19 protein-coding genes and 1 CRISPR repeat array are annotated in these 24817 nt (G+C 41.8%); of the genes, 10 read left to right on the top strand and 9 right to left on the bottom strand.

Translation table 11 applies throughout. The annotated features are described in order from the left end of the window. Nucleotides 1-3: 3 nt before the first annotated feature. The 4 genes from SEDOR53_RS0110545 to SEDOR53_RS0110530 form a co-directional block, all read right to left on the bottom strand. A complete protein-coding gene (locus SEDOR53_RS0110545) occupies nt 4-1506 on the bottom strand; it encodes a DUF3945 domain-containing protein (protein WP_051416598.1) in 1503 nt (500 codons plus the stop codon). Nucleotides 1507-1591: 85 nt separating this feature from the next. Beyond that, nucleotides 1592-1900: a helix-turn-helix domain-containing protein gene (locus SEDOR53_RS0110540; RefSeq protein WP_026769692.1), complete on the bottom strand. Its 309-nt coding sequence runs from the start codon at nt 1898-1900 to the stop codon at nt 1592-1594. Between the two features lie 16 nt (nt 1901-1916). Continuing rightward, nucleotides 1917-2267, bottom strand: a complete 351-nt coding sequence (locus SEDOR53_RS0110535; protein WP_026769691.1) for a helix-turn-helix domain-containing protein — start codon at nt 2265-2267, stop codon at nt 1917-1919. A gap of 260 nt (nt 2268-2527) precedes the next feature. Next, nucleotides 2528-3376 carry an RteC domain-containing protein gene (locus tag SEDOR53_RS0110530; protein ID WP_026769690.1) on the bottom strand — a complete coding sequence of 283 codons (849 nt, stop codon included), beginning with the start codon at nt 3374-3376 and terminating at the stop codon, nt 2528-2530. 419 nt (nt 3377-3795) lie between these two features. Between SEDOR53_RS0110530 and SEDOR53_RS19390 the strand changes: the two genes are divergently transcribed. The 4 genes from SEDOR53_RS19390 (at nt 3796) to murB (ending at nt 8275) form a co-directional block, all read left to right on the top strand. Continuing rightward, on the top strand, nt 3796-3927 hold the full coding sequence (locus SEDOR53_RS19390) for a hypothetical protein (protein WP_255346345.1): 132 nt from the start codon (nt 3796-3798) through the stop codon (nt 3925-3927). Nucleotides 3928-4020: 93 nt separating this feature from the next. Further along, nucleotides 4021-4779, top strand: coding sequence for a 1-acyl-sn-glycerol-3-phosphate acyltransferase (locus tag SEDOR53_RS0110520; protein WP_037361057.1), 759 nt, complete (start codon nt 4021-4023; stop codon nt 4777-4779). 28 nt (nt 4780-4807) lie between these two features. Further along, a complete protein-coding gene (gene priA / locus SEDOR53_RS0110515; RefSeq protein WP_026769688.1) occupies nt 4808-7243 on the top strand; it encodes a primosomal protein N' in 2436 nt (811 codons plus the stop codon). Nucleotides 7244-7264: 21 nt separating this feature from the next. After that, nucleotides 7265-8275, top strand: a complete 1011-nt coding sequence (gene murB / locus SEDOR53_RS0110510) for a UDP-N-acetylmuramate dehydrogenase (RefSeq protein WP_026769687.1) — start codon at nt 7265-7267, stop codon at nt 8273-8275. On the opposite strand, the gene SEDOR53_RS0110505 is transcribed toward murB, so the two are convergent. The 3 genes from SEDOR53_RS0110505 to SEDOR53_RS0110495 all read right to left on the bottom strand — a co-directional run bounded on the left by SEDOR53_RS0110505 (nt 8272) and on the right by SEDOR53_RS0110495 (nt 10747). After that, nucleotides 8272-9111, bottom strand: a complete 840-nt coding sequence (locus SEDOR53_RS0110505; protein ID WP_037361054.1) for a PASTA domain-containing protein — start codon at nt 9109-9111, stop codon at nt 8272-8274. The genes murB and SEDOR53_RS0110505 overlap by 4 nt on opposite strands. A 9-nt stretch (nt 9112-9120) precedes the next feature. Beyond that, nucleotides 9121-10101 (bottom strand): D-alanine--D-alanine ligase, encoded by a 981-nt coding sequence (locus SEDOR53_RS0110500; protein WP_026769685.1) that lies wholly within the window; start codon nt 10099-10101, stop codon nt 9121-9123. Nucleotides 10102-10399: 298 nt separating this feature from the next. Beyond that, the gene (locus SEDOR53_RS0110495; RefSeq protein WP_026769684.1) at nt 10400-10747 is read right to left on the bottom strand and encodes a 4Fe-4S dicluster domain-containing protein; all 348 of its coding nucleotides are present in this window, start codon (nt 10745-10747) and stop codon (nt 10400-10402) included. A gap of 63 nt (nt 10748-10810) precedes the next feature. Here SEDOR53_RS0110495 and SEDOR53_RS0110490 point away from each other — a divergent pair, with 63 nt between their 5' ends. Both SEDOR53_RS0110490 and SEDOR53_RS0110485 read left to right on the top strand, forming a co-directional pair. Then, entirely contained in the window at nt 10811-11809 is a 999-nt protein-coding gene (locus SEDOR53_RS0110490; protein WP_026769683.1) for an acyl-CoA reductase, read from the top strand. 148 nt (nt 11810-11957) lie between these two features. Next, complete coding sequence (locus SEDOR53_RS0110485; RefSeq protein ID WP_037361050.1) at nt 11958-13490, top strand: trypsin-like peptidase domain-containing protein; 1533 nt, start codon at nt 11958-11960, stop codon at nt 13488-13490. A gap of 81 nt (nt 13491-13571) precedes the next feature. Here SEDOR53_RS0110485 and SEDOR53_RS0110480 read toward each other — a convergent pair whose 3' ends face one another. After that, the gene (locus SEDOR53_RS0110480) at nt 13572-13898 is read right to left on the bottom strand and encodes a helix-turn-helix transcriptional regulator (RefSeq protein ID WP_026769681.1); all 327 of its coding nucleotides are present in this window, start codon (nt 13896-13898) and stop codon (nt 13572-13574) included. Next, entirely contained in the window at nt 13870-14250 is a 381-nt protein-coding gene (locus tag SEDOR53_RS0110475) for a type II toxin-antitoxin system RelE/ParE family toxin (protein ID WP_026769680.1), read from the bottom strand. Before SEDOR53_RS0110475 ends, SEDOR53_RS0110480 begins: the two co-directional genes overlap by 29 nt. A gap of 173 nt (nt 14251-14423) precedes the next feature. On the opposite strand from SEDOR53_RS0110475, the gene SEDOR53_RS0110470 reads away from it, so the two are divergent. The 4 genes from SEDOR53_RS0110470 (at nt 14424) to cas2 (ending at nt 21680) form a co-directional block, all read left to right on the top strand. Then, nucleotides 14424-15623, top strand: coding sequence for an exo-beta-N-acetylmuramidase NamZ domain-containing protein (locus SEDOR53_RS0110470; protein WP_037361047.1), 1200 nt, complete (start codon nt 14424-14426; stop codon nt 15621-15623). Between the two features lie 260 nt (nt 15624-15883). Then, nucleotides 15884-20425, top strand: a complete 4542-nt coding sequence (gene cas9 / locus SEDOR53_RS0110460; protein ID WP_026769678.1) for a type II CRISPR RNA-guided endonuclease Cas9 — start codon at nt 15884-15886, stop codon at nt 20423-20425. Beyond that, nucleotides 20422-21336 (top strand): type II CRISPR-associated endonuclease Cas1, encoded by a 915-nt coding sequence (gene cas1 / locus SEDOR53_RS0110455; RefSeq protein ID WP_026769677.1) that lies wholly within the window; start codon nt 20422-20424, stop codon nt 21334-21336. Before cas9 ends, cas1 begins: the two co-directional genes overlap by 4 nt. Continuing rightward, nucleotides 21333-21680 (top strand): CRISPR-associated endonuclease Cas2, encoded by a 348-nt coding sequence (gene cas2, locus SEDOR53_RS0110450; protein WP_026769676.1) that lies wholly within the window; start codon nt 21333-21335, stop codon nt 21678-21680. Before cas1 ends, cas2 begins: the two co-directional genes overlap by 4 nt. 97 nt (nt 21681-21777) lie before the next feature. Continuing rightward, a CRISPR array of direct repeats spans nt 21778-22438; the repeat unit is 47 nt; unit sequence GCTGTGTAAGAACTAAGATACAATACATTTTGAAAGCAAATCACAAC. Nucleotides 22439-24817 lie beyond the last annotated feature (2379 nt).

The raw sequence follows: 24817 nt of genomic DNA, 5'->3' as shown, positions 1-24817 counted from the left end.
TGATTATCTTTTTATGCCTTTGGATTTAGCTGGTTCCTGTCGTTCCTGCTGCTGCTCATTGATAGGAGTGGTTTGCTGGGATTTTAATGGTTCGTTGATATTCTTGGTCGCCTCATTGGTTTTCCCCTCCGAATTGACGGCTACCTGCGTTTTGTGGGTATCTGCCGGAACAATCTTGTCTTTCAGTTTGTCCGGGTTTCTGAAATTGAAATCATATTTGCCTGTTTCGGCATTCAGTGTAACGTAGCCCTTATAAGGCTGTCCTTTGCCATCCATGAAATCAGAAACATAAATCGTCTTGCCTTCCGTGAGCTTTTTGTACTGCTCATCATTAAATTCCTTGCCCCTGTACAATCGTGGATTGTCCTGCGATTGTGCCTGCTGCTGGTTTTGGGATTGCTTGTAATTTGCGCCTCTTTCAAAAAGGTATTCAGGAAAACGCTTATCGGCATTGTATTGAATATCGCTGCTGAATGTTTTCCCTTTCTGCGAAACCATACCCTCTATGTAAATGGATTTTCCCTCGTATAAAGTTTGCTTTTGTTCAGCACTAAGTTTTACCCCTCCAATGTCGTCAGGAACTTTTATCCAGTCCTGCCGCAAGGCGATAACTTCCTTTGTCAGTTTATCAATGCTGATAATGGACGGTATTTTTTCTCCGGTCTTGGGATAGGTCAATTCTACCACACGCCCCATATTCCCGGTTTTGAGCAGGTTCTCTTTATCCTCTTTGGTAAATTCATGCCCGAAAAAGGGCGTATGCAGGTTGGGTTCGTGGCGAACGCCATACATCACAAATACAGGCATTCCGTTTTCTCCGTTTTGAAGTCCCAGCCTTGCTTCCGAACGGATGATGGCAGAACCAAAATTGATGCTCACAGGATAGACCTTATTGGTCTTATAGCCCTTTAAAAGCATTTCCAGCGTATTGTCTTTTTCCAGTCGTTCTTTGGTTATGCCGATTTGCGCCAGCGTTTTCCAATCAATATCATCTGCTTTAAAACGATAGTCGTTTGTTGGAGGTGTTGCCTGTGTCGCTTCGGGCTTTGCCTGCGGTACTTGTGTTGTTTCCATATCTTTTTTGTTTTCTTGTTGTGGTTCCTTTGGCTCCTTCACTTCATGCTTTGCCATAATAGCCTCACCTTCTTTGGTAGGGGCATTCACTTGTTGTTGCATTTTTTCGGCTGTTTCAACCGCATCCTGTGCAGGAACTTTGAAAAATGAAAAACGGGTAGGGTCTTTAAGCTGTCGCCAAAAGTTGGAGAAGAAGTTGGAAAAGAAATCGCCGCTCTTATCTACCCGCATAAATGCGTTTTGATTTTTCTTGTTGGCATCAACGGTTTTCAGGTTGCCGTTTTCGTCAACACCTGTAACTGCTTGGATGGTCTTTTTTTCTTTATCCATCACCAGCAAAACATCCGAAAGCTGTTCAGGAGTTTGCTGTGGATTTTGGGGTGTGCTTTGCTGCGGCTCTTGCTGCACTGTTTCTGTTATTTGCTCGCTCATACTAATGATATTTTAAATGTTATCGTCCGAAAATAAATGAAGCGGGTACGGCGTAGCCGTACCTGTCTTTGTGTGGCACTGTTTGTCACTCGTTGTCCTTTGTGCGTTGCAGGGGAGCATTTACACTATCCCTTATGAACTGGTGTACGTCAGATAATTTGTAGTACAATTTTCCGCTGATGGTATAATATGGCAGCTTGCCGGATGAGCGGTAACGCTGTAAGGAGCGGTGGCTGATTTTCAACATTTGCAAGAGGTCTTGGTTATCCAAAAGTTCTTCGCCGTCTATGGTATTGCGTTGCTTCTGTATATCTATGATGTGTTGTTTCAAAATATCGAAACGTTCCATGATACGCTCCATCCACGCAAAAAATTCCATTCTGTCTATGTTCATAGCTGGTACGTTTTAATTATTTTCCCGACTTTATCGTTCTTCCTTTTTCGATGTAGCTTTTGCCCTTTGCCATAAGCTCCTGCATATATTCCTCACTGGTCTGTACGGCATGGGCATTGAGCATATTCTTTATGGCTCCTATGGTGTAGTAGTATTGCCCGTACATTTTGGAATAGGCTATTTCACCTTTGGTACGCATACGCCAAAGGGTCTTTTCGCTGATGCGGAGGTATTGGCAGACTTCATGGTTATTGAGCCAAAGACTATCGTAGCTGGTGTTATCCAATTTCAGGATATACTCGCTAATGGATTTGATGCGCTCGTTAAGCTGCTTCCATGTTTCTTCTTCTATGGTTATAATATTCATTGTACAATTGCTTAATGTTCACTGTACAAAATTGTAGCGTTTGGCTGGGGCTGTCTTCCGATACGTGTCTATCAAAAAGGCACTTTTTTATTTTTTTTTGCAATTGCTGTAAAGTCCTACTGTGTAACAGTTTCTTGCTTTTTACTATGTGCGTTGGGTATTTCAAAGGGTGGATTTGTCTATACACACATATAGGCAAACGGGCAAAAAAAAGACAGCACCCATGATGCTGTCCTTATTCCTTAAATTAAAAAGGAAGATTATGCCGTATCTTCCTTATCCATGTATTCCTCTAAACTGTATTTCAGTTGGTCTAAAAATAAAGTACGTGAGCCTGCACGGGTCTTCATACGATGGAAGCTATTATGAATGTCGCTAAGTGAAACACGGAACAGGATTTGAAACACCATACTGATTTTGCGAATGCCCAATTTGCCGTGTGAAACAGCATCGACAGCGTGAAGCGCATAAATCAGTTCTATGAGGGCATTTTTTGTTTGTGTCCAAAAAATATCTTTGGTATCACTGTCCTGCAACAGTGCATCCGGGCTTTGTTCAGGGCTTAGTTTTGTCGTGAGGTAGTTATAGATTAATTCATTGGCTACGATTTTTGCCACCTTGTAATCAAAGTAGGTCGAGAATTGCGGGTCAATCTCAAAAACAAAGCTATTTAATCCATCATTGTAATTGATATTTCCCAGCGTATAATAGGTTTCGTCACGGTCAGTCCTGCCGGAGCGATAATACCTGTAAAAATCCGAATTGCAGATATGCTCTTTATATTCCTGTTTCAACTCCCGGAGTTGTAAAGCAAAATAGCATTGATGCAAATTCCCGTTATCTGCGGGGCAAGCTGTTTCAATCCGATAAACCTTGTTGTAGTAAATCAGCTTTCCGAGAATGTTCGGTTTCACCAGTTTGAAAAAATGGATTTCTTCGGCTTTATTGGCAAAGCCTTCTTTCAATACATCTTCTTTGACGGTACGCAGTAATTCCTGAAGATAGATTGTCATTCTGTAAGCCTCATCAATGAAGCTGGATGCTTCAGCAGATAATTTTCTTTCCTGCTTTTGAATTTCGGCAACAATGGTTTGTAAGGGATATTTCATAGTTACGTTCGTTTTATCAGGCTGTATTTATCCAAATACAAATGTTAGCCTTAACTATGAATTAATTCCATGAGATATGCCGAAGTCAGGTAATTTTTTTTTACATTTGCTACTGATTTACAAGGAAATTGAGAGAAAATGAATGCAATAAGCACCATTACTAAATCGTTACCGACAACAATTTCCCGCCTCGTAAACTACTCATTATAAGCAACCTTTTACTTTTCTAAGTATTTTCTTCAAAAAAAACTTCTTAAGCCATCTCATGTTTTAAACAGGCCCGATAGTCCGCCTAAAATATTTATTATCATTTTTCATACTACATAACCCATCGATTCTGTGTGGGCACACTATGTAAAAGCTGTACTTTTTTGGTTCAACTTTGTGGTGTTCTTTTATTACGAATAAAAAATTAAACCATGAATTTGTTAGCAGCACAATCAACCCTGGATGTAACCAATGAAGGTTCATTACTGGTTATTGGTCTTATTGCCTGTATTGGCGTATTCGCCCTGTTACTGGCTAAGAAAGAAGTAAAAAATGTTGCCTGATTCGCTCTGCAATATTTTTTAAATACCTGATGAAGCCCGCCTTTGCTAAAGCTATGGCGGGCTTTTTTGTGGGTTTTTACTTAAGTTAGGCCAATGAAAAGACTGTTACGTCTGCTGCAGTACCTGTATTGTATTTATGCACTCCTGCTTTTTATTATACTGATGCTCCTTATATTCCCATTGGTATTGCTTGCATTACTGTTGGGAAAGATCCGCGGGGGTAACACCATTTATCTGCTCTGTATGATCTGGGGAAAGATCTGGTACTTTCTCATCGGCGTGCAACACCGGGAGATCTATGAAGTGCCGCACAACTGGCAAAAGCAATACATCTTCGTAGCCAACCATATTTCTTATATGGATATTCCGCCACTGGTACTAATCGCTCACCAGCCGATCAGGGTATTGGGTAAAGCCGAAATGACCCGGATACCGGTATTCGGATGGATCTATCGTGCCGCTGTGATACTCGTTAACCGCAGCAATGCCGAAACAAGGGCGAGGAGCATCCGGGCGCTTAAAGCGGCATTGCGGCATGGCATTTCCATCTTTATTTTCCCCGAAGGCACTTTCAACGAAACAGGTCACCCGCTGAAAAATTTTTTCGATGGTGCTTTTCGTGTTGCCATTGAAACAGCCACACCCATCAAACCCGTTTTACTGGTAGACACGGTTGATCGCCTGCATTACCGCAGCATCTTCGAACTCACACCCGGTCCCAGCCGGGTTGTTTTCCTGGAAGAAATTCCTGTAGCGGGTCTTACCATGAAAGACATCCTGTCTTTAAAACAACAAGTATACGATGCAATGGATGCGGCACTCAGACGCTATCGCAACTATCCAACAGCTTAAAGCTTATTTTTGAAGAAATTAGGTTGATTTGTTTGTAGAAGTCATCATACCACTCGCCCTTCCCAAAAATTACACCTGGTCGGTACCCCCGCATTTGCAGGATGCCGTGCAACCTGGCGTACGTGTGGAAGTAGTGCTGGGCAGGAATAAAAAATATGCCGGTATTGTAAAACGCGTATTGCCATCTAAGCCGGAATCCTTTCAACCCAAAGACATTTTAAACGTGCTGGACCCCGAGCCGCTGCTCTATACTTCCCAACTGCAGTTGTGGGAATGGGTAGCGGATTATTACATGTGCAGCGAGGGGGAAGTGATGCAGGCAGCCGTTCCTGCCAACCTGAAATTATCGAGCGAGAGCGTGCTTATCTGGAATGAAGCGGCAGACTATGCGCCTTCTGATCTTTCCGACGCCGAATACCTGGTTACGGAAGCGCTGGAACTCAAAAAAGAATTGCGGCTGGGCGAAGTACAGCAGTTGCTGGATGCCGCTGTTGTTTATCCTGTTATCAAGAAACTCATAGAGAAGAATATCTGTTATGTGTGGGAAGAATTGAAGCAGAAATACAAAGTCAAAACAGAAACATATATTTCTTTAGCGGCCGCATATCGGAACGAAGACCAGTTGGCGGACTTGCTGAATAACTGGAGCCGGGCACCTAAACAAATGGAACTACTGCTCGCTTACCTGCACCTCGTAAAGACAGCAGGTGAAGTAACCAAAGCAGAACTGCTGAAAAAATCAGGCGCTTCCGATGCACAACTGAAGGGGTTGCTGGAAAAAAATATCCTGGTTGCCGAAAAAAGAGCCATTGACCGCATCAGCCCTTTGCCCAAAAATATCGCTATCGATTTCACACTTTCTCCTGCACAGGAAAAAGCCCTTGCTGCCATCAGGGAAACCCTGGAACACAAACAGGTTACTTTATTGCATGGTGTAACAGCCAGCGGCAAAACACAGATCTATATTAAACTCATCGAAGAACAGATCATGCAGGGCAAACAAGTATTGTACCTGCTGCCGGAGATCGCACTCACTGCACAAACCATCCGTCGCCTGCAAAAACATTTCGGCGGGTACATTGCCATTTATCACTCCAAATTCAATCCCAATGAACGGGTAGAGATCTGGAACAAAGTAAAGTCGGGCGATATCAAAGTAGTATTGGGCGCTCGCTCGGCTCTTTTTCTTCCTTTCAGGGAACTGGGTATGATCATTGCCGATGAAGAGCACGATGCTTCCTATAAACAACAGGAACCTGCGCCCCGCTATCATGCAAGAGACGCCGCTATTTATTACGCCTCTTTGTTTGGCGCCAGGGTGTTGCTGGGGAGTGCTACGCCTTCGGTGGAAAGTTATTTCAATTGCATGCAGGATAAATACGGACTGGTAACCCTTGCTGAAAGATTTGGCGATGCAGGTCTGCCCGCTATCGAACTCATCGACATAAAAAAATACCCTGCTAAACCAAAACCTGTATTTACACCGCCGCTCATCGATGCCATCCAGGCATCATTAGACGCAAAGAAACAGGTCATTATTTTTCAGAACAGACGGGGCTATGCTCCGTACCAGGTATGCGATACCTGCGGATGGATACCGCAATGCCGCGATTGCGATGTAACGCTTACCTATCACAAAACAAGAAATCAACTGGTTTGTCATTATTGCGGCACCATTTACCCGGTGATACAGACCTGCCTGGCCTGCGGCAACCATCATTTCACACAGAAAAATTTTGGTACGGAACAGGTAGAAGAATTGCTGGGCGAAACATTTCCCGAAGCCAGGACCGCCCGGATGGATTACGACAGCGTCAAAGGCAAACACGATCACGATGCGCTGATCAAATTATTTGAACAGCAGCGTATTGATCTGCTGGTGGGTACACAGATGGTGGTAAAGGGACTGGATTTTGAACACGTGAACCTGGTGTGCATTGTTGATGCCGATGGCATTCTCAACTTCACCGATTTCAGGGTCAATGAAAGGGCATTTCAGTTGATGGAACAGGTGAGCGGAAGAGCCGGCCGTAAAGACGATGAAGGGAAAGTGCTGATACAGGTAAGCAATCTGCAGCACCCGGTTTTGCAATTCGTGAAAGACCATCGTTATACCGGGTTGTTTGAATTTGAATTGCATAACAGGAAAGCATTCGACTATCCACCCTTTACCAGGCTGATCCGCCTGGTTTTCAAACACAGGGAAAAACATATTGCCGAAGAAGCCGCCCATATCATGGCGCAGGGATTGAAAACCCATTTTGGCAAATATCTTTCCGGTCCTGCACAACCCGTGGTAGATCGTATACGCAATCAATACCTTTGGGAAATACTGCTCAAGCTGCCGAAAGACAGTCGCTTCATCCATCAGTGCAAAAAAGAAATTCACCAGCAAACAGTCATCATACAATCCAATAAAAGATACAGGGCGGTTGTGATACAGCCCGATGCAGACCCTGTTTAATCATTATACTAACTTCATCTCATGCAAATCAGCCAGCACTTATCACTCAAACCATACAATAGTTTTGCCATCGATGTGAAAGCAAAATATTTTGCTGCTTTTGAATCGGTGATGGTGTTGGAGGAACTGCTTGGTGTTGCCGGTCATGAACAAATGCTGGTGCTCGGCGGCGGAAGTAATATTCTTTTCACCGGCGACTTTAATGGATGGGTATTGAAAAACGAATGCAAAGGCATCCGTCTCATAGATGAAGATGACAATTATTTTTACGTGAAAGCCGCTGCCGGTGAGAACTGGCACCAGTTTGTGATGCATTGCATAGCGCAAGGTTATGCCGGCGTTGAAAACCTCAGTTTGATTCCCGGTAATGTGGGTGCCTCTCCGATGCAGAACATCGGCGCCTATGGTGTGGAGATCAAAGACGTATTTCATGAGCTGGAAGCTTTTCATCGCGAAGAGCGAAAGCTGGTAACCTTTACGCTTGCCGACTGCTCATTCGCCTATCGCGAAAGTGTTTTCAAAAACAAATTCAAAGACCAGTTCATCATTTTGAACGTCACTTTCCGCTTACGCAAAAAGCCGGTGTTCAACACGAGCTATGGGGCAATAGAACAGGAACTGGAAAAAATGGGTGTGCAGGAACTTTCCATAAAAGCCATTTCAGAGGCAGTGATACGCATCAGGCGCAGCAAGTTACCAGACCCTGCCGAGATCGGTAATGCCGGCAGTTTTTTCAAAAACCCCGCCATTTCCAACCTTCAGTTTGAACAATTGCAACAATCATTCCCCGCGATTGTTGGCTATCCTGCAGGTACAGGCCAAACGAAAGTTGCCGCCGGTTGGCTGATAGAACAATGCGGCTGGAAAGGTTACCGGAAAGGTGATGCCGGCTGTCACGCACGCCAGGCGCTGGTATTGGTGAATTATGGCAGTGCCACAGGCGCTGAAATAGTGCAACTCTCAACCGATATTATCAACAGTGTACATGAAAAATTCGGTATTCATCTTGAACGGGAAGTCAACCTGGCTTAATGATTTACCGGCGGCTGCGCTGCTGTTGAATCCCTTACAGGCGCTATGGAACTGATGTAAATATCCATCACCTGCCCCTGCCTGATCTTATTGGGTACTTTTTGTCCGGTTGGCCCCAGCACATCAGACAAAACCGTGGGCGACTGCTTCACTATAAAAGCTGCAGCTGAATCTTTGATGGCATCCGTAGCAACAATAGAACCAATGTTCACATTCACCGTAGCGAGGTAAGTGCGCGCTTCCAGCAACGTCATGCCTACCAGGTCGGGCACAGGGATATCACTGCCGCCTACACCGCTTCCCAGTACAAAACTAATGGTACTACCCAACGGTATCTTGGTTCCGGCTGTTACCTGGGCGCCGTTGTAATACTGTTCCAACACAGAGTTACGTGCTATATCAGGCTTGTATGTTACTTCACCCAGCTTCAATCCCAGGCTGCGCAGGTACATTTCCGCACTTCTGATGGAAAAACCTGCCATATTGGGCATTTCTACCTGCGGGGGAATACTGCGGTTGACGGTAAGATAAATGGCGCGGCCGGATTTCACAGTAGCGTCTGCCTCGGGAGACTGGCGGATCACGGCTTGTTTGGGAATGCTGTCGATATACAATGAATCCTGTATCACCACATCAAATCCTTTGGCTTGCAGTATCTGTTGGGCAGCAAGCACGTTTTGTCCTGTTACCGATGGCACTTTCTCCACTTTTCCGTAGCCCGTGAGCCATCCCAATGAACTGAAAAAAAGGATCAGTAATACAACGAGGATACCGATCGCTGCGAGTATGTTTACCCAAATGGATTTTCCAGTAATTCTTTTAACCAGGTTACTCATGCTTACTTATTAATTAAGGACTTCATCTATCAATGCAGAATAAAAATCTTTCAGGTTCCATCCCATGGTCTTCACTTGTTGCGGAATGATGCTGGCTTCACTTTGTCCCGGAACCGTATTCACTTCCAGCATATAAGGTTGTCCCTGTGCTTCATTGTAAATAAAATCGATGCGTACCACACCACGGCAATTCAGCACTTCATACACTTTTTTAGCGGCCGCTTCCAGTTTTATTTTCATCGCATCATCAATCAACGCGGGTGTTGTTTCAACGCTTTTGCCCTGGTACTTCGCTTCGAAATCGAAGAACTCGTTTTGCGTGCTCACTTCCGTAATGGGCAGCACCATGATCTTTCCTTTCGACTTGAATACGCCGATCGTGAATTCGCGTCCGCTGATATATTCTTCTACCAGCACCTGGTCGTCTTCCCGGAAAGCCTTTTGCAGCGCGCCTTCCAGCTCAGTCGCCACATTCACTTTACTCATGCCGATGCTGCTGCCGCCGTTATTGGGTTTCACGAACACAGGCAGTTTCAATGCAGTCAGTATGGTTTCGGGCGATACCGGTGTATGCCTGAAAATATGTTTGGAGTGTGCAACATGTATGCCACCGAATGCAGCAACAGCCACTGTATATCTTTTGTTGAAAGTAAGCGCTGAAGTAGCCGCATCGCAACTGGTATAGGGCAACCCAAGCATATCGAAATATCCCTGCAACTTGCCATCTTCTCCCGGCGTACCATGAATACAAAGTAGTATCGCATCGAAGTTGATCTTGTTGCCGTTATCAATGACAGAGAAATCGTCGCGGTTGACTTTCGATTTTTCTCCCTGCACAGGTTCATACCACCAGCCGGTTGCATTGATATCGATCCGATACACATCGAACCGCTCCCTGTCTACATTGTTGCCAACGGTAATAGCGCTTTTATAACTGATCTGTGCTTCGTTGCTCAAGCCTCCTGTTACCAGGGCTATCTTTTTTTTCATTTCCTTGTTTTTAACGTCATCCCGAATGCAACCGAGGGATCTCACTGAAGATTCGGCAGATCCTTCGACTCGCTTCGCACGCTCAGGATGACGAACATGTAGGCAAATATAGGGAGGAGGATGATAAAAAAAGGTGAAGAAACTCCCCGTCTCTTCACCTCACGTTGGCAGGAAATATCACCCGCCGTTACAAGTTGTTGTCTCTTTGAATGGCAACAATTAATTAGGACTAAGCTAAGCAAATCCACGCTCTTTTGCAAGTATTTCCCCCTCAAAGTTTAGCACAGGTGCCTGTGCATTAGATGTGCATTTTTTCCTTCTTGGCCAGCAGTTCGTCTACTGTTTCGCGGTACATCTCATCAGGTACACAGCAGTCAACCGGACATACGGCTGCACACTGGGGTTCTTCATGGAAACCCTGGCATTCGGTGCATTTATTGGGGGTTATATAGTAAGTATCTACGCTGATGGGTTCAAAACGCTTATCAGCTTCTACAACCGAGCCGTCCATCAGGGTAAATTCGCCTTTAACAGTGGTTCCATCGGCAATGGCCCATTCCACCCCACCCTCGTAGATTGCGTTATTCGGACATTCGGGCTCACAGGCGCCGCAGTTGATACATTCTTCTGTTATTTTGATTGCCATACAAAAAAGGAGTTTGTTGGATTAGTGATTTTACATTTGCAGTTCCAAAAATACGGTTGACAAATGACTTTACAAGAACGAATTCAGTTGATGGTCCGATTAGGTGTCTACATGCAGGGAACGGATGCCGGATGGGAGAACGTCAAAGCAAGGGCTTACCGCGAAAATGCCTGGTTCATCCCGGAATTCATCAACCGGTCGGTCGATAGTATCTGTACCCGGTTCTTACAGGCGCCCCTGCTGGAGGCTTGGGTGGGATCATATAACCTGCCGGATACGCCTGCAAAAGTGCAAACAGTAGGATTGGTCATGGCAGGTAATATTCCCCTGGTAGGCTTTCATGATTTTCTCTGCGTTTTCCTGAGCGGCCATTCTGTATTGATCAAAGCTTCTTCTAAAGACGAAGTCCTGATCAGGCACCTGGTGGAACAGCTCAGTCAATGGGAGCCGTCTGTAGCCGAACGGGTTGCTTTTGCCGGGCAGTTAAAGGGTTGCGGCGCTTATATCGCTACCGGCAGCAACAATTCAGGGCGTTATTTTGAATATTATTTCGGCAAATACCCGCATATCATCCGTCGAAACCGGACTTCCGTAGGCGTATTGGACGGTTCTGAAACCAGGACCGAACTGGAAGCGCTGGCAGAAGATATACAGTTGTATTTCGGACTCGGATGCCGGAACATCACGCAATTGTATGTACCGGAAAAATATGATTTTATTCCCCTGCTGACCACTTTAAAAAAATATGAATATTTCCTTGACTTCCATAAGTACAAGCACAATTACGATTACCACCTGGCGCTGCTCATCATGGGCAATAAGTACTATATGAACAATGATTCCGTCATTTTGACTGAAAACACCTCTCCTTTCTCGCCGGTAAGCCAGGTGCATTACCAGTATTACAAGGATACAGCAGCCGTATGGGATCGGTTAAAAAATAACAACGATATCCAATGTGTGGTAGGTCATGGCGCCCTTGCTTTTGGTGAAGCGCAACGTCCTTCCCTTGGCGACTATGCCGATGGCGTAGATACCCTCCGGTTCTTAACAGCACTGTAAAATTTGCTAACTTTAATCCCCGGATCTACGAGGATCGCCGTAAAACATTTGTTAAATGCGTTGACCGGTGTACTGACAATTAAACAGCTTTGTTTATTTGCTATCCAATAGGCATATCATTTGACGTACCTGAATTAATTTAAAGACCATGAACATGAATTTTAAAAACATTTTAGCCGTTGTAGCCATCAGTGCGGGCACTGCTGTTGCGAGTGTTTGGGGATATGGTAAATACATGGAACACCAGCATGCAGGCGTACAGGATGCCGGCAAATTACCTGTGAACTATGCAGGCTTTTTCGGAAATGGCAGTAATAACGGTGCCATTGTAGACTTTACGCCTGCGGCTACCACAGGCACTCCCGCCGTTGTGCATATCAAAACAAAAACAAAGGCACGACAGGTAAACAATAATAACCGCAAACAGCGTAATCCTTTCTCCGATCTGTTTGGTGATGATTTGGGTGATTTCTTTGGAGGTCCCAGGGTGATACCCGAGCAGCAGGCCAGCGGTAGCGGTGTGCTGATCACGGATGATGGTTATATCGTAACCAACAACCACGTGATCGACGGAGCCGATGAGATCAATGTAACCCTTGCCAATAAAAAATCTTATAAAGCTTCAGTGATCGGCGCCGACCCCAGCAGCGATCTGGCCGTTATTAAAATCGAAGGAAAAGGATTCCCTTACCTGGTATATGGTAATAGCGACGAATTGAAACTGGGTCAGTGGGTACTGGCTATCGGTTATCCGCTTACACTCGATGTTACGGTAACAGCCGGTATCGTAAGTGCCAAATCAAGGTCCATCGGCATCAATGGCCGTCAAAGCCAAACACCGGTAGAATCGTTTATCCAGACCGATGCGGCCGTTAATCCCGGCAACAGTGGTGGCGCACTCATCAATACCTCTGGTGAATTGGTAGGCATCAACTCGGCCATCGCTTCTCCTACGGGTTCTTATGCGGGATACTCTTATGCCATTCCGGTAAATATTGTGAAGAAAATCGTGACTGATATTGTGAAGTTCGGCACCGTACAACGCGCTTATATTGGCATCCAGTATGCGCCGCTCGAAAACATGAGTGATGATGATAAGCGGCAGTTGGAAAAAGAGCTGGGGGTTTCACTGAGAGAAGGTGAAGGCGTGTATGCTACTGCAATTCCGGCAGGAGGCGCGGCAGCGGCAGCGGGACTGAAAAAAGGAGATATCGTTACCAGGATCAATGGCGTTCCTGTTACCAATGGTCCGGAACTGCAGGAGCAGGTAGCGCGTTACAAACCTGGTGACAAGATCAACCTCACTTACAAACGTGCCGGTAAAGAAAGCACCGCCAGTGTTGTGCTGAAAAACAAAGCCGGTAATACCGATATGGTGAAGAACAGCAGCCTCATAGAAAAACTGGGTGGCACTTTGGAAAATCTCGACAAAAAAGTAGCCCAGGCCAATGAGATTGCAGGTGGTGTACTCGTTAAAAAAGTAGGTGATGGTATGCTGAAAAAAACCAGGATGCAGGACGGATTCGTGATCACAGGTGTGAATGGAAAAGAAGTGAAGAATATAGATGAATTGAAAGAATTGTTGTCTGTATACAAAGGCAGCAATATCCGTCTCGACGGGTTCTATCCCGGCTTCGAAGGATCTTATACTTATCCTTTGAATCTCGGCGACGATAATTAAGCAGATTGCATTTTCCTTTCATTATAAAGCGGTTGTTCTTCGGAATAGCCGCTTTTCTTTTGGTGCGAACGGCGATATCCGTTAAGTAAGCGATAGCTGCTTACCGCCAATAGTAACTGAAAAATAGATCTCTGCCTGCAGCGCCTTGAATATCTTAAGGATGGTCTCTATGGAAGCGTTGTTAGCATTGTTTTCCAGCTTGGATATTTGTGCTTTTTGTACGCCTACCAGTTCTCCCAGTTGTGCCTGGGTAAGGTTGCGTTCCTGTCTTGCTTTTTTGATCATGTTGCTCAATAAGGCCATGTTGAGTTTGTACTCGAAATCTTCCCTGGCTTTGGTACCACGTTTGCCTACATGCTTATCTATCATTTCAGATAGACTATAAGATTTCATTTTTGTTTTTTCCATGCTGAATAATGTTTAGGTGTTTTTTTTCTTCAAAATATTTTTCCCTGATACGCAGTGCCCTGGCAATCTCATTGGCAGGCACTTTATCTACTTTCTTTATAAAACCATGGGTAGCCAACACTAACGTGTTATTGGCATCTGTTTTATCCCAAAAAGCCAGCAGCCTAACTTGTTGCAATGCATATCTCACGCGTATTTCCCATATATCATTGTGAAGCTTTTTAAACAAACGTGGATCAGTGGATTGCTCAGCTATTGCAATATTGTACAATAGCTTGTTTACGATCTTCGGATTCAATTCATTGATAAAAATGGAAGCCTCTTCTAAAAACCTCGTTTCAAAATACCTCACAGTTTAGATTTTACAAAGTTAAACAATAGTTTCCAAATATGGAAACTTATTTTTGTCTCAACCTTGTGTTTGGTATGGCTGTAAATAACAGAAAAAATTAATTGCTTACGCAGATTCCTGCAAAAAACAGGTATAAACCGCAAATCTGTATATTTAGACCTCAATCATTTTTTATGCGAACAGTGCATCTTGTTTTATTTTTCTTTGTATGGTTGAGTACATCTTTCAATGCCGGAGCTGCAGTTATTAAGACAGGAGCTGAACAAACCGAAAAATACGTTCCTTACCTGAAAGGTAAGCGAGTAGGTATATTGGCGAACCCCACCGCCGTTATTGGTAAAAAGAACGTACATATTGTAGATAGCTTATTAAAGCTGGGTGTTCATATTGTAAAAGCTTTTGGCCCCGAGCACGGCTTTCGTGGCAACGCAAGCGCGGGCGCCAAAGTAGCAGATGAAATAGATTCGGCTACAGGTATCCCGCTGATCTCATTGTATGGATCAGGAAAAAGCAAACCCAGCCAGGCCGACCTAGCTGATATCGATATTCTGGTATACGACCTGCAGGATGTAGGTTGCCGTTTTTATACCAACATCAATGCGCTGGCCAGGCTGATGGAAGCATGTGCAGAAAACAACAAGGAATTGCTCATACTCGACAGGCCCAATCCCAATGGCTACCTGATAGACGGCCCCATACTCGATATGAAACTGAAATCGGGCATCGGCATGTTTCCCATTCCCATCGCACACGGACTTACCATTGGCGAGTTTGCTCAGATGGTGAATGGCGAAGGATGGCTGCCCAATGGTCTAAAGTGCAATATCCGCATCATACCTGTGGCCAATTATAACCACAACATGGAGTATACTTTGCCTGTAAAACCATCTCCCAATCTCAATACACAGCAATCGATACTGCTCTACCCTACTTTGTGCCTGTTTGAAGGAACGGTGCTTAGCCAGGGAAGAGGTACCTATTTTCCATTTACTGTTTTGGGCAACCCTGATCTAAAAGGTTATTCTTTTTCTTTCACACCTACCAGTATCAAGGGAATGGCAGAAACGCCGCTGCACATGAACAAGGCCTGTTTTGGGCTTGATCTGCGCAAGTATTCTGTTACGAGCCTGCGAAAGAGCAAACAACTGCACATAGAATGGATGATCGAATTGTACAAAGCATATCCTCATAAAGAAAAATTCTTCGATTACAAGCAGAGTAAAGAGATGGGCAATATCGACAAGCTCGCAGGCACCACCAGCTTTAAAGAACAGATCGTAGCAGGTCTTTCAGCAAACGACATTCGCAAAAGCTGGGAGCCAGGATTAAAGGCCTATAAGGAAATGCGAAAAAAGTACCTATTGTACCCCTAATGCCAGTTTAGGAAACAAAAGTTAAAAAGGAATGACACTTAACATCGTTCCTTTTTTTATTACGATATTTTTATTTATTTGAAAAAGATTTAAATTAGCTGACCGGTTACCCCCCTCCCCCTAATGTAACCAACCGTAAAACGACTTCCAGATATCCTAAAAAAGAAAGCGACTTGCGCCGCTTTTAATGTTTTCACAACGGAATAATCCTTATTGTGATTTGCTTCAAAATGTAATCGAAAATACAAACCATCTGTCATATGAACAAAAAAATTTTAGGCCTTGACCTAGGAACAAATTCTATTGGATGGGCATTAATTCTACAGGATTTCGAGAATAAACAAGGGGAGATTCTTGGAATAGGAAGCAGAATCATTCCAATGGATCAAGGAACTTTAGGAAAGTTTGCCGAAGGCAGCTCCATCTCTCAAACCGCAGAGCGAACAAGTTTTAGAAACGCAAGAAGATTAAGAGAAAGGTATTTATTGCGTAGAGAAAGGCTTCACAGAGTATTAAATATATTGAACTTTTTACCAGAACATTATGTATCACAGATAGATTTTGAAAAGCATTTGGGGAAATTCAAAGAAGAAACAGAACTAAAACTAACTTATAAAAACAAAGAATTCATTTTCAAAACATCCTTTGATGAAATGCTGGCTGATTTCCGTCAGCACCAGCCGCATGTATTAGTAAATGAAAAAGGAAAACCCAAACTGGTTCCTTATGATTGGGCAATTTATTACCTGCGAAAAAAAGCCTTATCAAAAAAAATTGAAAAAGAAGAGCTGGCTTGGATTTTATTGAATTTTAATCAAAAGCGTGGCTACTATCAATTACGCGGCGAAGAAGAAGGAGACAATCCTAATAAGAAGATCGAATTTCATTCGCTGAAAATTATTGATGTCATTGCTGATGAAATCCAGAAAGACAAAACAGATATTTGGTATTCTTTGATACTTGAACATGGCTGGATTTATCGACGCCAAAGCAAAACACCTTTGTTCGATTGGAAAGATAAAATCCGTGATTTTATTGTAACTACTGACTTAAATAATGATGGTTCAATAAAAACAGATAAAGAAGGAAAAGAAAAAAGAAGTTTTCGGGCACCCGGAGAAGATGACTGGACCTTACTAAAGAAAAAAACAGAGCAAGAAATCGATCAATCGGGAAAAACCGTTGGCGCCTTCATTTATGACACACTTCTTCAAAATCCAAACCAAAAAATAAAAGGCAAGCTGGTTCGTACCATTGAACGTAAGTTCTATAAAGAAGAATTAAGAAGGATACTTGAAAAGCAAATCGAATTACAGCCCGAGCTTTTTACTTCTGATCTATATAGTGATTGCATCAGAGAGCTATACCGAAATAATGAATCCCAGCAATCATCCTTAAGTAAAAGAGATTTCGTGCATCTCTTTATAAACGATATCATCTTTTACCAACGACCTTTGCGTAGCCAAAAATCTTCAATTAGTAATTGCTCATTAGAATTTAGAAATTTTAAAGATGAAAACGGTAATAAACAAAAGCAATACCTAAAAGCTATCCCTAAGTCCAATCCTTATTATCAGGAATTCAGAATATGGCAATGGATGTACAATTTATCTGTTTACAAGAAAGATGACGACACCAATGTTAGTAAGGAATTTCTAAGCAGTATCGGGGATATGGAAAATTTGTTTGACTTTCTGAACAACAGAAAAGAAATCGAACAAAAGCCACTAATAAAATACCTTCTCGAACAAAAAGGATTAAAAGGCAAGCTGCTAAACGCTGAAGTTGAAAAATTCCGCTGGAACTATGTAGAAGACAAACAATATCCCTGCAACGAAACCGCCACACTCATTCGAGAAAAGCTGACAAAAATAAAGGGTATTTCCGAAAATTTCCTGACAAGGGGAATCGAGCAATCATTCTGGCATCTAGTCTATTCTGTAACAGATAAACATGATTACGAAAAGGCATTAAAGTCTTTTGCAGCAAAGCACAGTTTAGATGAAGATAGTTTTGTAGATATATTCAGAAAATTCCCGCCTTTTAAAAGCGAATATGGCTCATTTTCGGAAAAAGCTATCAAAAAACTCCTACCACTATTAAGAGTTGGAAAATACTGGAACTGGGATACCATTGACAAAGAAGTTCAAATCAGGATAGATCATATTATTGATGCTGAAGCCAATGATGAGATCAGGCAAATCGTCAAAGAGAAAGCAGACAAGCACCAGCTTCGTGCAAGAAGCGATTTCCAGGGATTACCCTTATGGCTGGCTCAGTATATAGTTTACAACAGACATTCCGAAGCTGATATTTCGGAAAAGTGGAATTCTGCGAAGGACTTAGAGGACTATTTAAAATCCTTCAGACAGCATTCGCTCCGTAACCCCATCGTAGAACAGGTTATTACAGAGACCCTGCGGGTTGTAAAAGACATTTGGGTCAAATATGGAAATGGAACGAAAGACTTTTTTAACGAGATACATATCGAGCTAGGACGTGAAATGAAAAACACTGCGGCAGATAGAAAGGGTATCACTAATCAGATTACAGAAAATGAAAACACCAACCTTCGAATTAAGTCCTTATTAGCAGAGTTAAAGAATGATCCTCAAGTAGAAAATGTACGTCCATATTCTCCGATGCAACAGGAAATTCTGAAAATCTTTGAAGAAGGCGTTCTCAATGCTGACATTGAAATTGAGGAGGATATTCTAAAAATAAGCAAAACAGCCCAGCCATCATCCTCCGATTTGAAACGTTATAAGCTTTGGCTTGAGCAAAAATACCGCTCACCCTATACAGGTGAAATGATACCATTAAATAAACTGTTTACCCCAGAATATGAAATAGAGCATATTATTCCACAAAGCCGGTATTTTGACGATAGTTTTAGCAATAAAGTGATTTGCGAAGCGGCAGTCAACAAGTTAAAGGATAACCAAATTGGTCTGGAGTTTATCAAGAATCATCACGGCGAAAAAGTGTTAATCGGAATGGACAAAGTTGTTCAGGTGCTTGAAGTGGAAGACTATGAAGACTTTGTAAAACAGCATTATGCAAAAAACAGAAGCAAACGTAATAAGCTCTTAATGGAAGACATTCCTGAAAAGATGATAGAACGGCAAATGAATGACACACGATATATCAGTAAATTCATTTCTAACTTGTTATCCAATATTGTGCGATCAGAAAGCAACGATGATGGTGTAAACTCAAAAAATATCATCCCCGGTAACGGGAAAATTACCACTGAACTGAAACAGGACTGGGGTTTGAATGATGTATGGAATGAATTAATCTTACCTCGATTTGAACGAATGAACCAATTGATGAACACCACGCATTTTACTACATGGAATGAAAATCATCAGAAACTATTACCAGCTGTTCCGCTAGATCTGTCAAAAGGATTTTCGAAGAAAAGGATTGACCATCGTCACCATGCAATGGATGCTCTGGTCATTGCATGCGCTACGAGAGAGCACGTTAATTATATGAATAATGAACATGCATTACGCAAAGGGAAAACGAAAGAAGAAAAACAAACAATTCGTTATGATTTGAGAACTAAGTTATGTGACAAAAAACACAATAAAGATTCAGATCAGAATTATGAATGGATTTTTAAAAAACCATGGGCAAGCTTTACTGCAGACGCAAAAAGTGCATTAGAACATATTGTCGTAAGCTTTAAGCAGAATCTTCGTGTAATCAATAAGGCCACTAATTATTATGAAAAATGGGTAGATAAAAATGGAATAAAAGTAAAAGAATTACAGGAGCAAAAGGGCACGAACTGGGCAATACGGAAGTCTATGCATAAAGATACTATTTCGGGTCTAGTCAAATTAAAAAAGAAGAAAACAGTCTCATTGAATGTCTCGTTAGATGCTATTGCAGACATCGTTGATGAGGGTCTTAAAAAGGAGATACAAAAACTGCAGAAAGTCGGCTGGGATAAAAAGAAACTAAGTAAGCACTTTAAAGATTTAAATTATAAATGGAACGAGAAAGATATTTCAAAAGTTGAAATATATTATTGGGAGAAGGACAACGTTGCTTCAAGAGTCCCCTTAAATGACACATTTGATGAAGATCGGATCAAGGATACAATCACTGATACAGGTATTCAAAAAATCCTTCTTAATCACTTGAAAAACTATAAAGGACAATCAGACAAGAAGGGAAAAGAAATACCGGCACAGCTACTGGCATTTTCTCCCGAAGGAATTGAGGAAATGAACAAGAATATCATGATGCTTAATGGAGGAAAATTTCATCAGCCTATTTTAAAAGTTCGTACCTATGAACCGAAAGGCAACAAATTTAATGTAGGCCAAACTGGCAATAAAAAGGTAAAATTTGTTGAAGCTGCCAAGGGGACTAACTTATTCTTCGCCATCTACACAGATGAAAATGGGAATAGAACATATGAAACTATTCCTTTGAACATTATTATCGAACGGCAAAAACAAGGATTAAGTTCAGTTCCATTGCAAAATGAAACAGGAGAAAAATTATTATTTCAGTTTTCCCCGAATGATTTAGTATATGTCTCGTCTGAGAATGATAAGCAAAGTAATATCCAACCGACCTTCGATTCTCGATGTATTTATAAAGTTGTGAGTTTTACGAATAATAGATTATATGCAATTCCACATATAGTTGCAAAATCTATAGTCGACAAAAATGAATTTACCCAATTGAATAAATTGGAGACATCTTTGGATGGATTATCCATTAAAGAACATTGTTACAAATTAAAGACAGACCGTTTAGGGAATATTTCAAAATTATGATCAAACGCACCTTATACTTCGGCAATCCCGCTTATCTCAAAACCAGGAACGAACAATTAGTATTTGAGAGCCCTGAGACTGGGGAAGTCAAACAAGTGCCGATTGAAGATATCGGAGTACTGATTACCGATCATCAACAGATCACTATTTCGTCAGCATTGCTGTCGAAATTATTATCCGGCAATGTTGCTTTCATCAGTTGCGATGCCACTCACCATCCTACCGGTTTGTTGTTAAATTTAGATGGTCATACCTTACAAAGTGCCCGCTTTACTGCACAAATAGAAGCATCTGTGCCTTTGAAAAAACAGCTTTGGCAACAGACCATAAGCGCCAAAATCAGTAACCAGGCTGGGGTATTAAACTGGCAAAGGTTGCACTGCCAGAACCTTGTGAACTGGGCCAGGGAAGTAAAAAGTGGAGATCCCGATAATCACGAAGCTCTTGCCGCGGCATATTACTGGAAACATTTATTTACACATACAGGAGTTGGAATGGGATTTAAACGGGAACGCGAAGGCTTACCGCCCAATAATCTGTTAAACTATGGTTATGCCATCTTGCGTGCCTTAGTGGCTCGTAGCCTGGTGGCTAGCGGACTTCTACCCACCCTGGGTATTTTTCATCGCAACCAGTACAATGCTTATTGCCTGGCAGATGATATCATGGAGCCATATCGACCATTCGTTGATAAACTGGTATGGGATATTATCAGGATGAATGGAGCGTCTGCGGAATTAAGTCCTTCCGTTAAGAAGAGTTTGCTTGGTATTCCGGCAATGGATGTAAGGATACGTGATGAAAAAAGTCCCTTAATGGTAGCTGTACAACGTACTACTGCTAGCCTCGCACGATGTTTTGAGGGTAAGACTCGGAAAATAGACTATCCAGAATTTGCGAGCCTACCATGAGTAGTCATTACCATACTCGTTTAAATGCTTACCGGATTATGTGGGTTTTAGTATTATTTGACCTGCCGACTGACACAAAAAAAGACCGGAAAGCCTATGCCAATTTCCGGAAAAAACTACTTGTTGATGGTTTCCAGATGTTCCAGTTTAGCATTTATATGCGACACTGTCCTAGCCGCGAGAACGCAGACGCACATATCAAACGCGTAAAAAGCTTTTTACCGGCTAAAGGGCATGTGGGAATTTTCCAACTTACTGATAAACAGTTCGGTATGATCGAATTATTCTATTGCAGAGAGTCCAAAAGTACCCAAGCACCCGTCCAGCAGCTTGCAATGTTCTGAAAATAGAAATAGGATGAGAAAAAAACACTTGAAAGCTCTTTTTCTCATCCTATTACTCGGCTCAAACACAGTACAGATAAGGATTTTATCAAATCGTGCTGTGTAAGAACTAAGATACAATACATTTTGAAAGCAAATCACAACGCCCGTGGTGAAACTGAAAAGAACCGGGGCGCTGTGTAAGAACTAAGATACAATACATTTTGAAAGCAAATCACAACTGTCCATGTGTTGTTACCGGATGCGTCTATGCTGTGTAAGAACTAAGATACAATACATTTTGAAAGCAAATCACAACAAATTGTCAGGTGTAGCGATAATCGGGAACGCTGTGTAAGAACTAAGATACAATACATTTTGAAAGCAAATCACAACAGACCGTATGCAAGGTTTACAGCAGCGCGCGCTGTGTAAGAACTAAGATACAATACATTTTGAAAGCAAATCACAACCACATTACCACCTGCCACATCATTAATCAGCTGTGTAAGAACTAAGATACAATACATTTTGAAAGCAAATCACAACATATGTTTCAACCAATGTTTATAACTACTAGCTGTGTAAGAACTAAGATACAATACATTTTGAAAGCAAATCACAACTGCTGTGATAAAAAACTGCTTATATCACCAGCTGTGTAAGAACTAAGATACAATACATTTTGAAAGCAAATCACAACAGCAATACCAATTTCCAAATTTTCATTCAGCTGTGTAAGAACTAAGATACAATACATTTTGAAAGCAAATCACAACAAATAGTGCCATCCCCCCGGTCTTCTCCATGCTGTGTAAGAACTAAGATACAATACATTTTGAAAGCAAATCACAACCCGTGTTGAATGCGTTACCGTTTACGTTGTGCTGTGTAAGAACTAAGATACAATACATTTTGAAAGCAAATCACAACCATACAGGCCGGAAGTATTTCAGTTCGATCGCTGTGTAAGAACTAAGATACAATACATTTTGAAAGCAAATCACAACGATATGACGAGGAAAGGCGTGTGTTAACGAGCTGTGTAAGAACTAAGATACAATACATTTTGAAAGCAAATCACAACCGGGTCGCGTTCTGCGTTGCCGCCGTCACGGCTGTGTAAGAACTAAGATACAATACATTTTGAAAGCAAATCACAACTACTTGCAGATAGTTGCCATTTGGTTCCGTGCTGTGTAAGAACTAAGATACAATACATTTTGAAAGCAAATCACAACTACTTGCAGATAGTTGCCATTTGGTTCCGTGCTGTGTAAGAACTAAGATACAATACATTTTGAAAGCAAATCACAACAAGAGAAATAACATTAGTGAAAACAAGGCTGCTGTGTAAGAACTAAGATACAATACATTTTGAAAGCAAATCACAACAGTTTGGCAAGTTCCATCGATATACCACCTGCTGTGTAAGAACTAAGATACAATACATTTTGAAAGCAAATCACAACCAGTCATTGGTCATATTATTATCCAACGGAGCTGTGTAAGAACTAAGATACAATACATTTTGAAAGCAAATCACAACAGTAGTGCGGTTCCCTACCGATACTATTTGCTGTGTAAGAACTAAGATACAATACATTTTGAAAGCAAATCACAACAGACTGGTAAGAAAGTGTTGTCTAAGGCGGGCTGTGTAAGAACTAAGATACAATACATTTTGAAAGCAAATCACAACACATCTAGTTCGGGTAATCAGGCAAGTGAAGCTGTGTAAGAACTAAGATACAATACATTTTGAAAGCAAATCACAACTGGATGGCAGAAATATGCTGTTGCTAAATAGCTGTGTAAGAACTAAGATACAATACATTTTGAAAGCAAATCACAACGTGGAAGGCCATGTAACTAAAGGCGGCCTTGCTGTGTAAGAACTAAGATACAATACATTTTGAAAGCAAATCACAACCCAGTCAGGCGCCTAGTCCAGCAAATCGCGCTGTGTAAGAACTAAGATACAATACATTTTGAAAGCAAATCACAACCGGCGCAAGCTTTTTTCTGCTTCAGCAAATGCTGTGTAAGAACTAAGATACAATACATTTTGAAAGCAAATCACAACTGCTCACAGAGAGCTGCCATTTCGATCCGTGCTGTGTAAGAACTAAGATACAATACATTTTGAAAGCAAATCACAACTCCTCTTCTATCTGGACCATTAAGGGTTATGCTGTGTAAGAACTAAGATACAATACATTTTGAAAGCAAATCACAACCCTCTTCCCAAAGGACCTTGAAGCAGGAATGCTGTGTAAGAACTAAGATACAATACATTTTGAAAGCAAATCACAACAAGATGTTGAGATAAACCGTATAGACCTTTGCTGTGTAAGAACTAAGATACAATACATTTTGAAAGCAAATCACAACGGAATTGGTACTAATAACACTGTAAGGTACGCTGTGTAAGAACTAAGATACAATACATTTTGAAAGCAAATCACAACGGTATAATGTATGTGAATGAGAACCAAATAGCTGTGTAAGAACTAAGATACAATACATTTTGAAAGCAAATCACAACTATTACAAGTGAAGGTGTTGCTGTTATCCAGCTGTGTAAGAACTAAGATACAATACATTTTGAAAGCAAATCACAACAAGGAGAAAGATGGTAAGGAAGAAGTATTTGCTGTGTAAGAACTAAGATACAATACATTTTGAAAGCAAATCACAACTGCGTTGGGCTTTGGCCGCGTGGGATGCTTGCTGTGTAAGAACTAAGATACAATACATTTTGAAAGCAAATCACAACGCTTTGCATCAGTGATAATCGCTTTGCGCTGCTGTGTAAGAACTAAGATACAATACATTTTGAAAGCAAATCACAACTATCGGCCATCTTGCCAATGCAAAGGATTTGCTGTGTAAGAACTAAGATACAATACATTTTGAAAGCAAATCACAACTGAAACTCACTTTTTGTATCTTTTCCCTCAGCTGTGTAAGAACTAAGATACAATACATTTTGAAAGCAAATCACAACACCATTGCGTTTTCAACTGATCCAACGTGGGCTGTGTAAGAACTAAGATACAATACATTTTGAAAGCAAATCACAACACTCGCTTGTTGTTGTTGCTTTTGATCAATGCTGTGTAAGAACTAAGATACAATACATTTTGAAAGCAAAT

Source organism: Asinibacterium sp. OR53 (assembly GCF_000515315.1).
Taxonomy (GTDB): Bacteria; Bacteroidota; Bacteroidia; order Chitinophagales; family Chitinophagaceae; genus Sediminibacterium.
The sequence above is the reverse complement of the archived record's forward strand: the minus strand, read 5'-3'. Positions and strand labels throughout refer to the sequence as shown.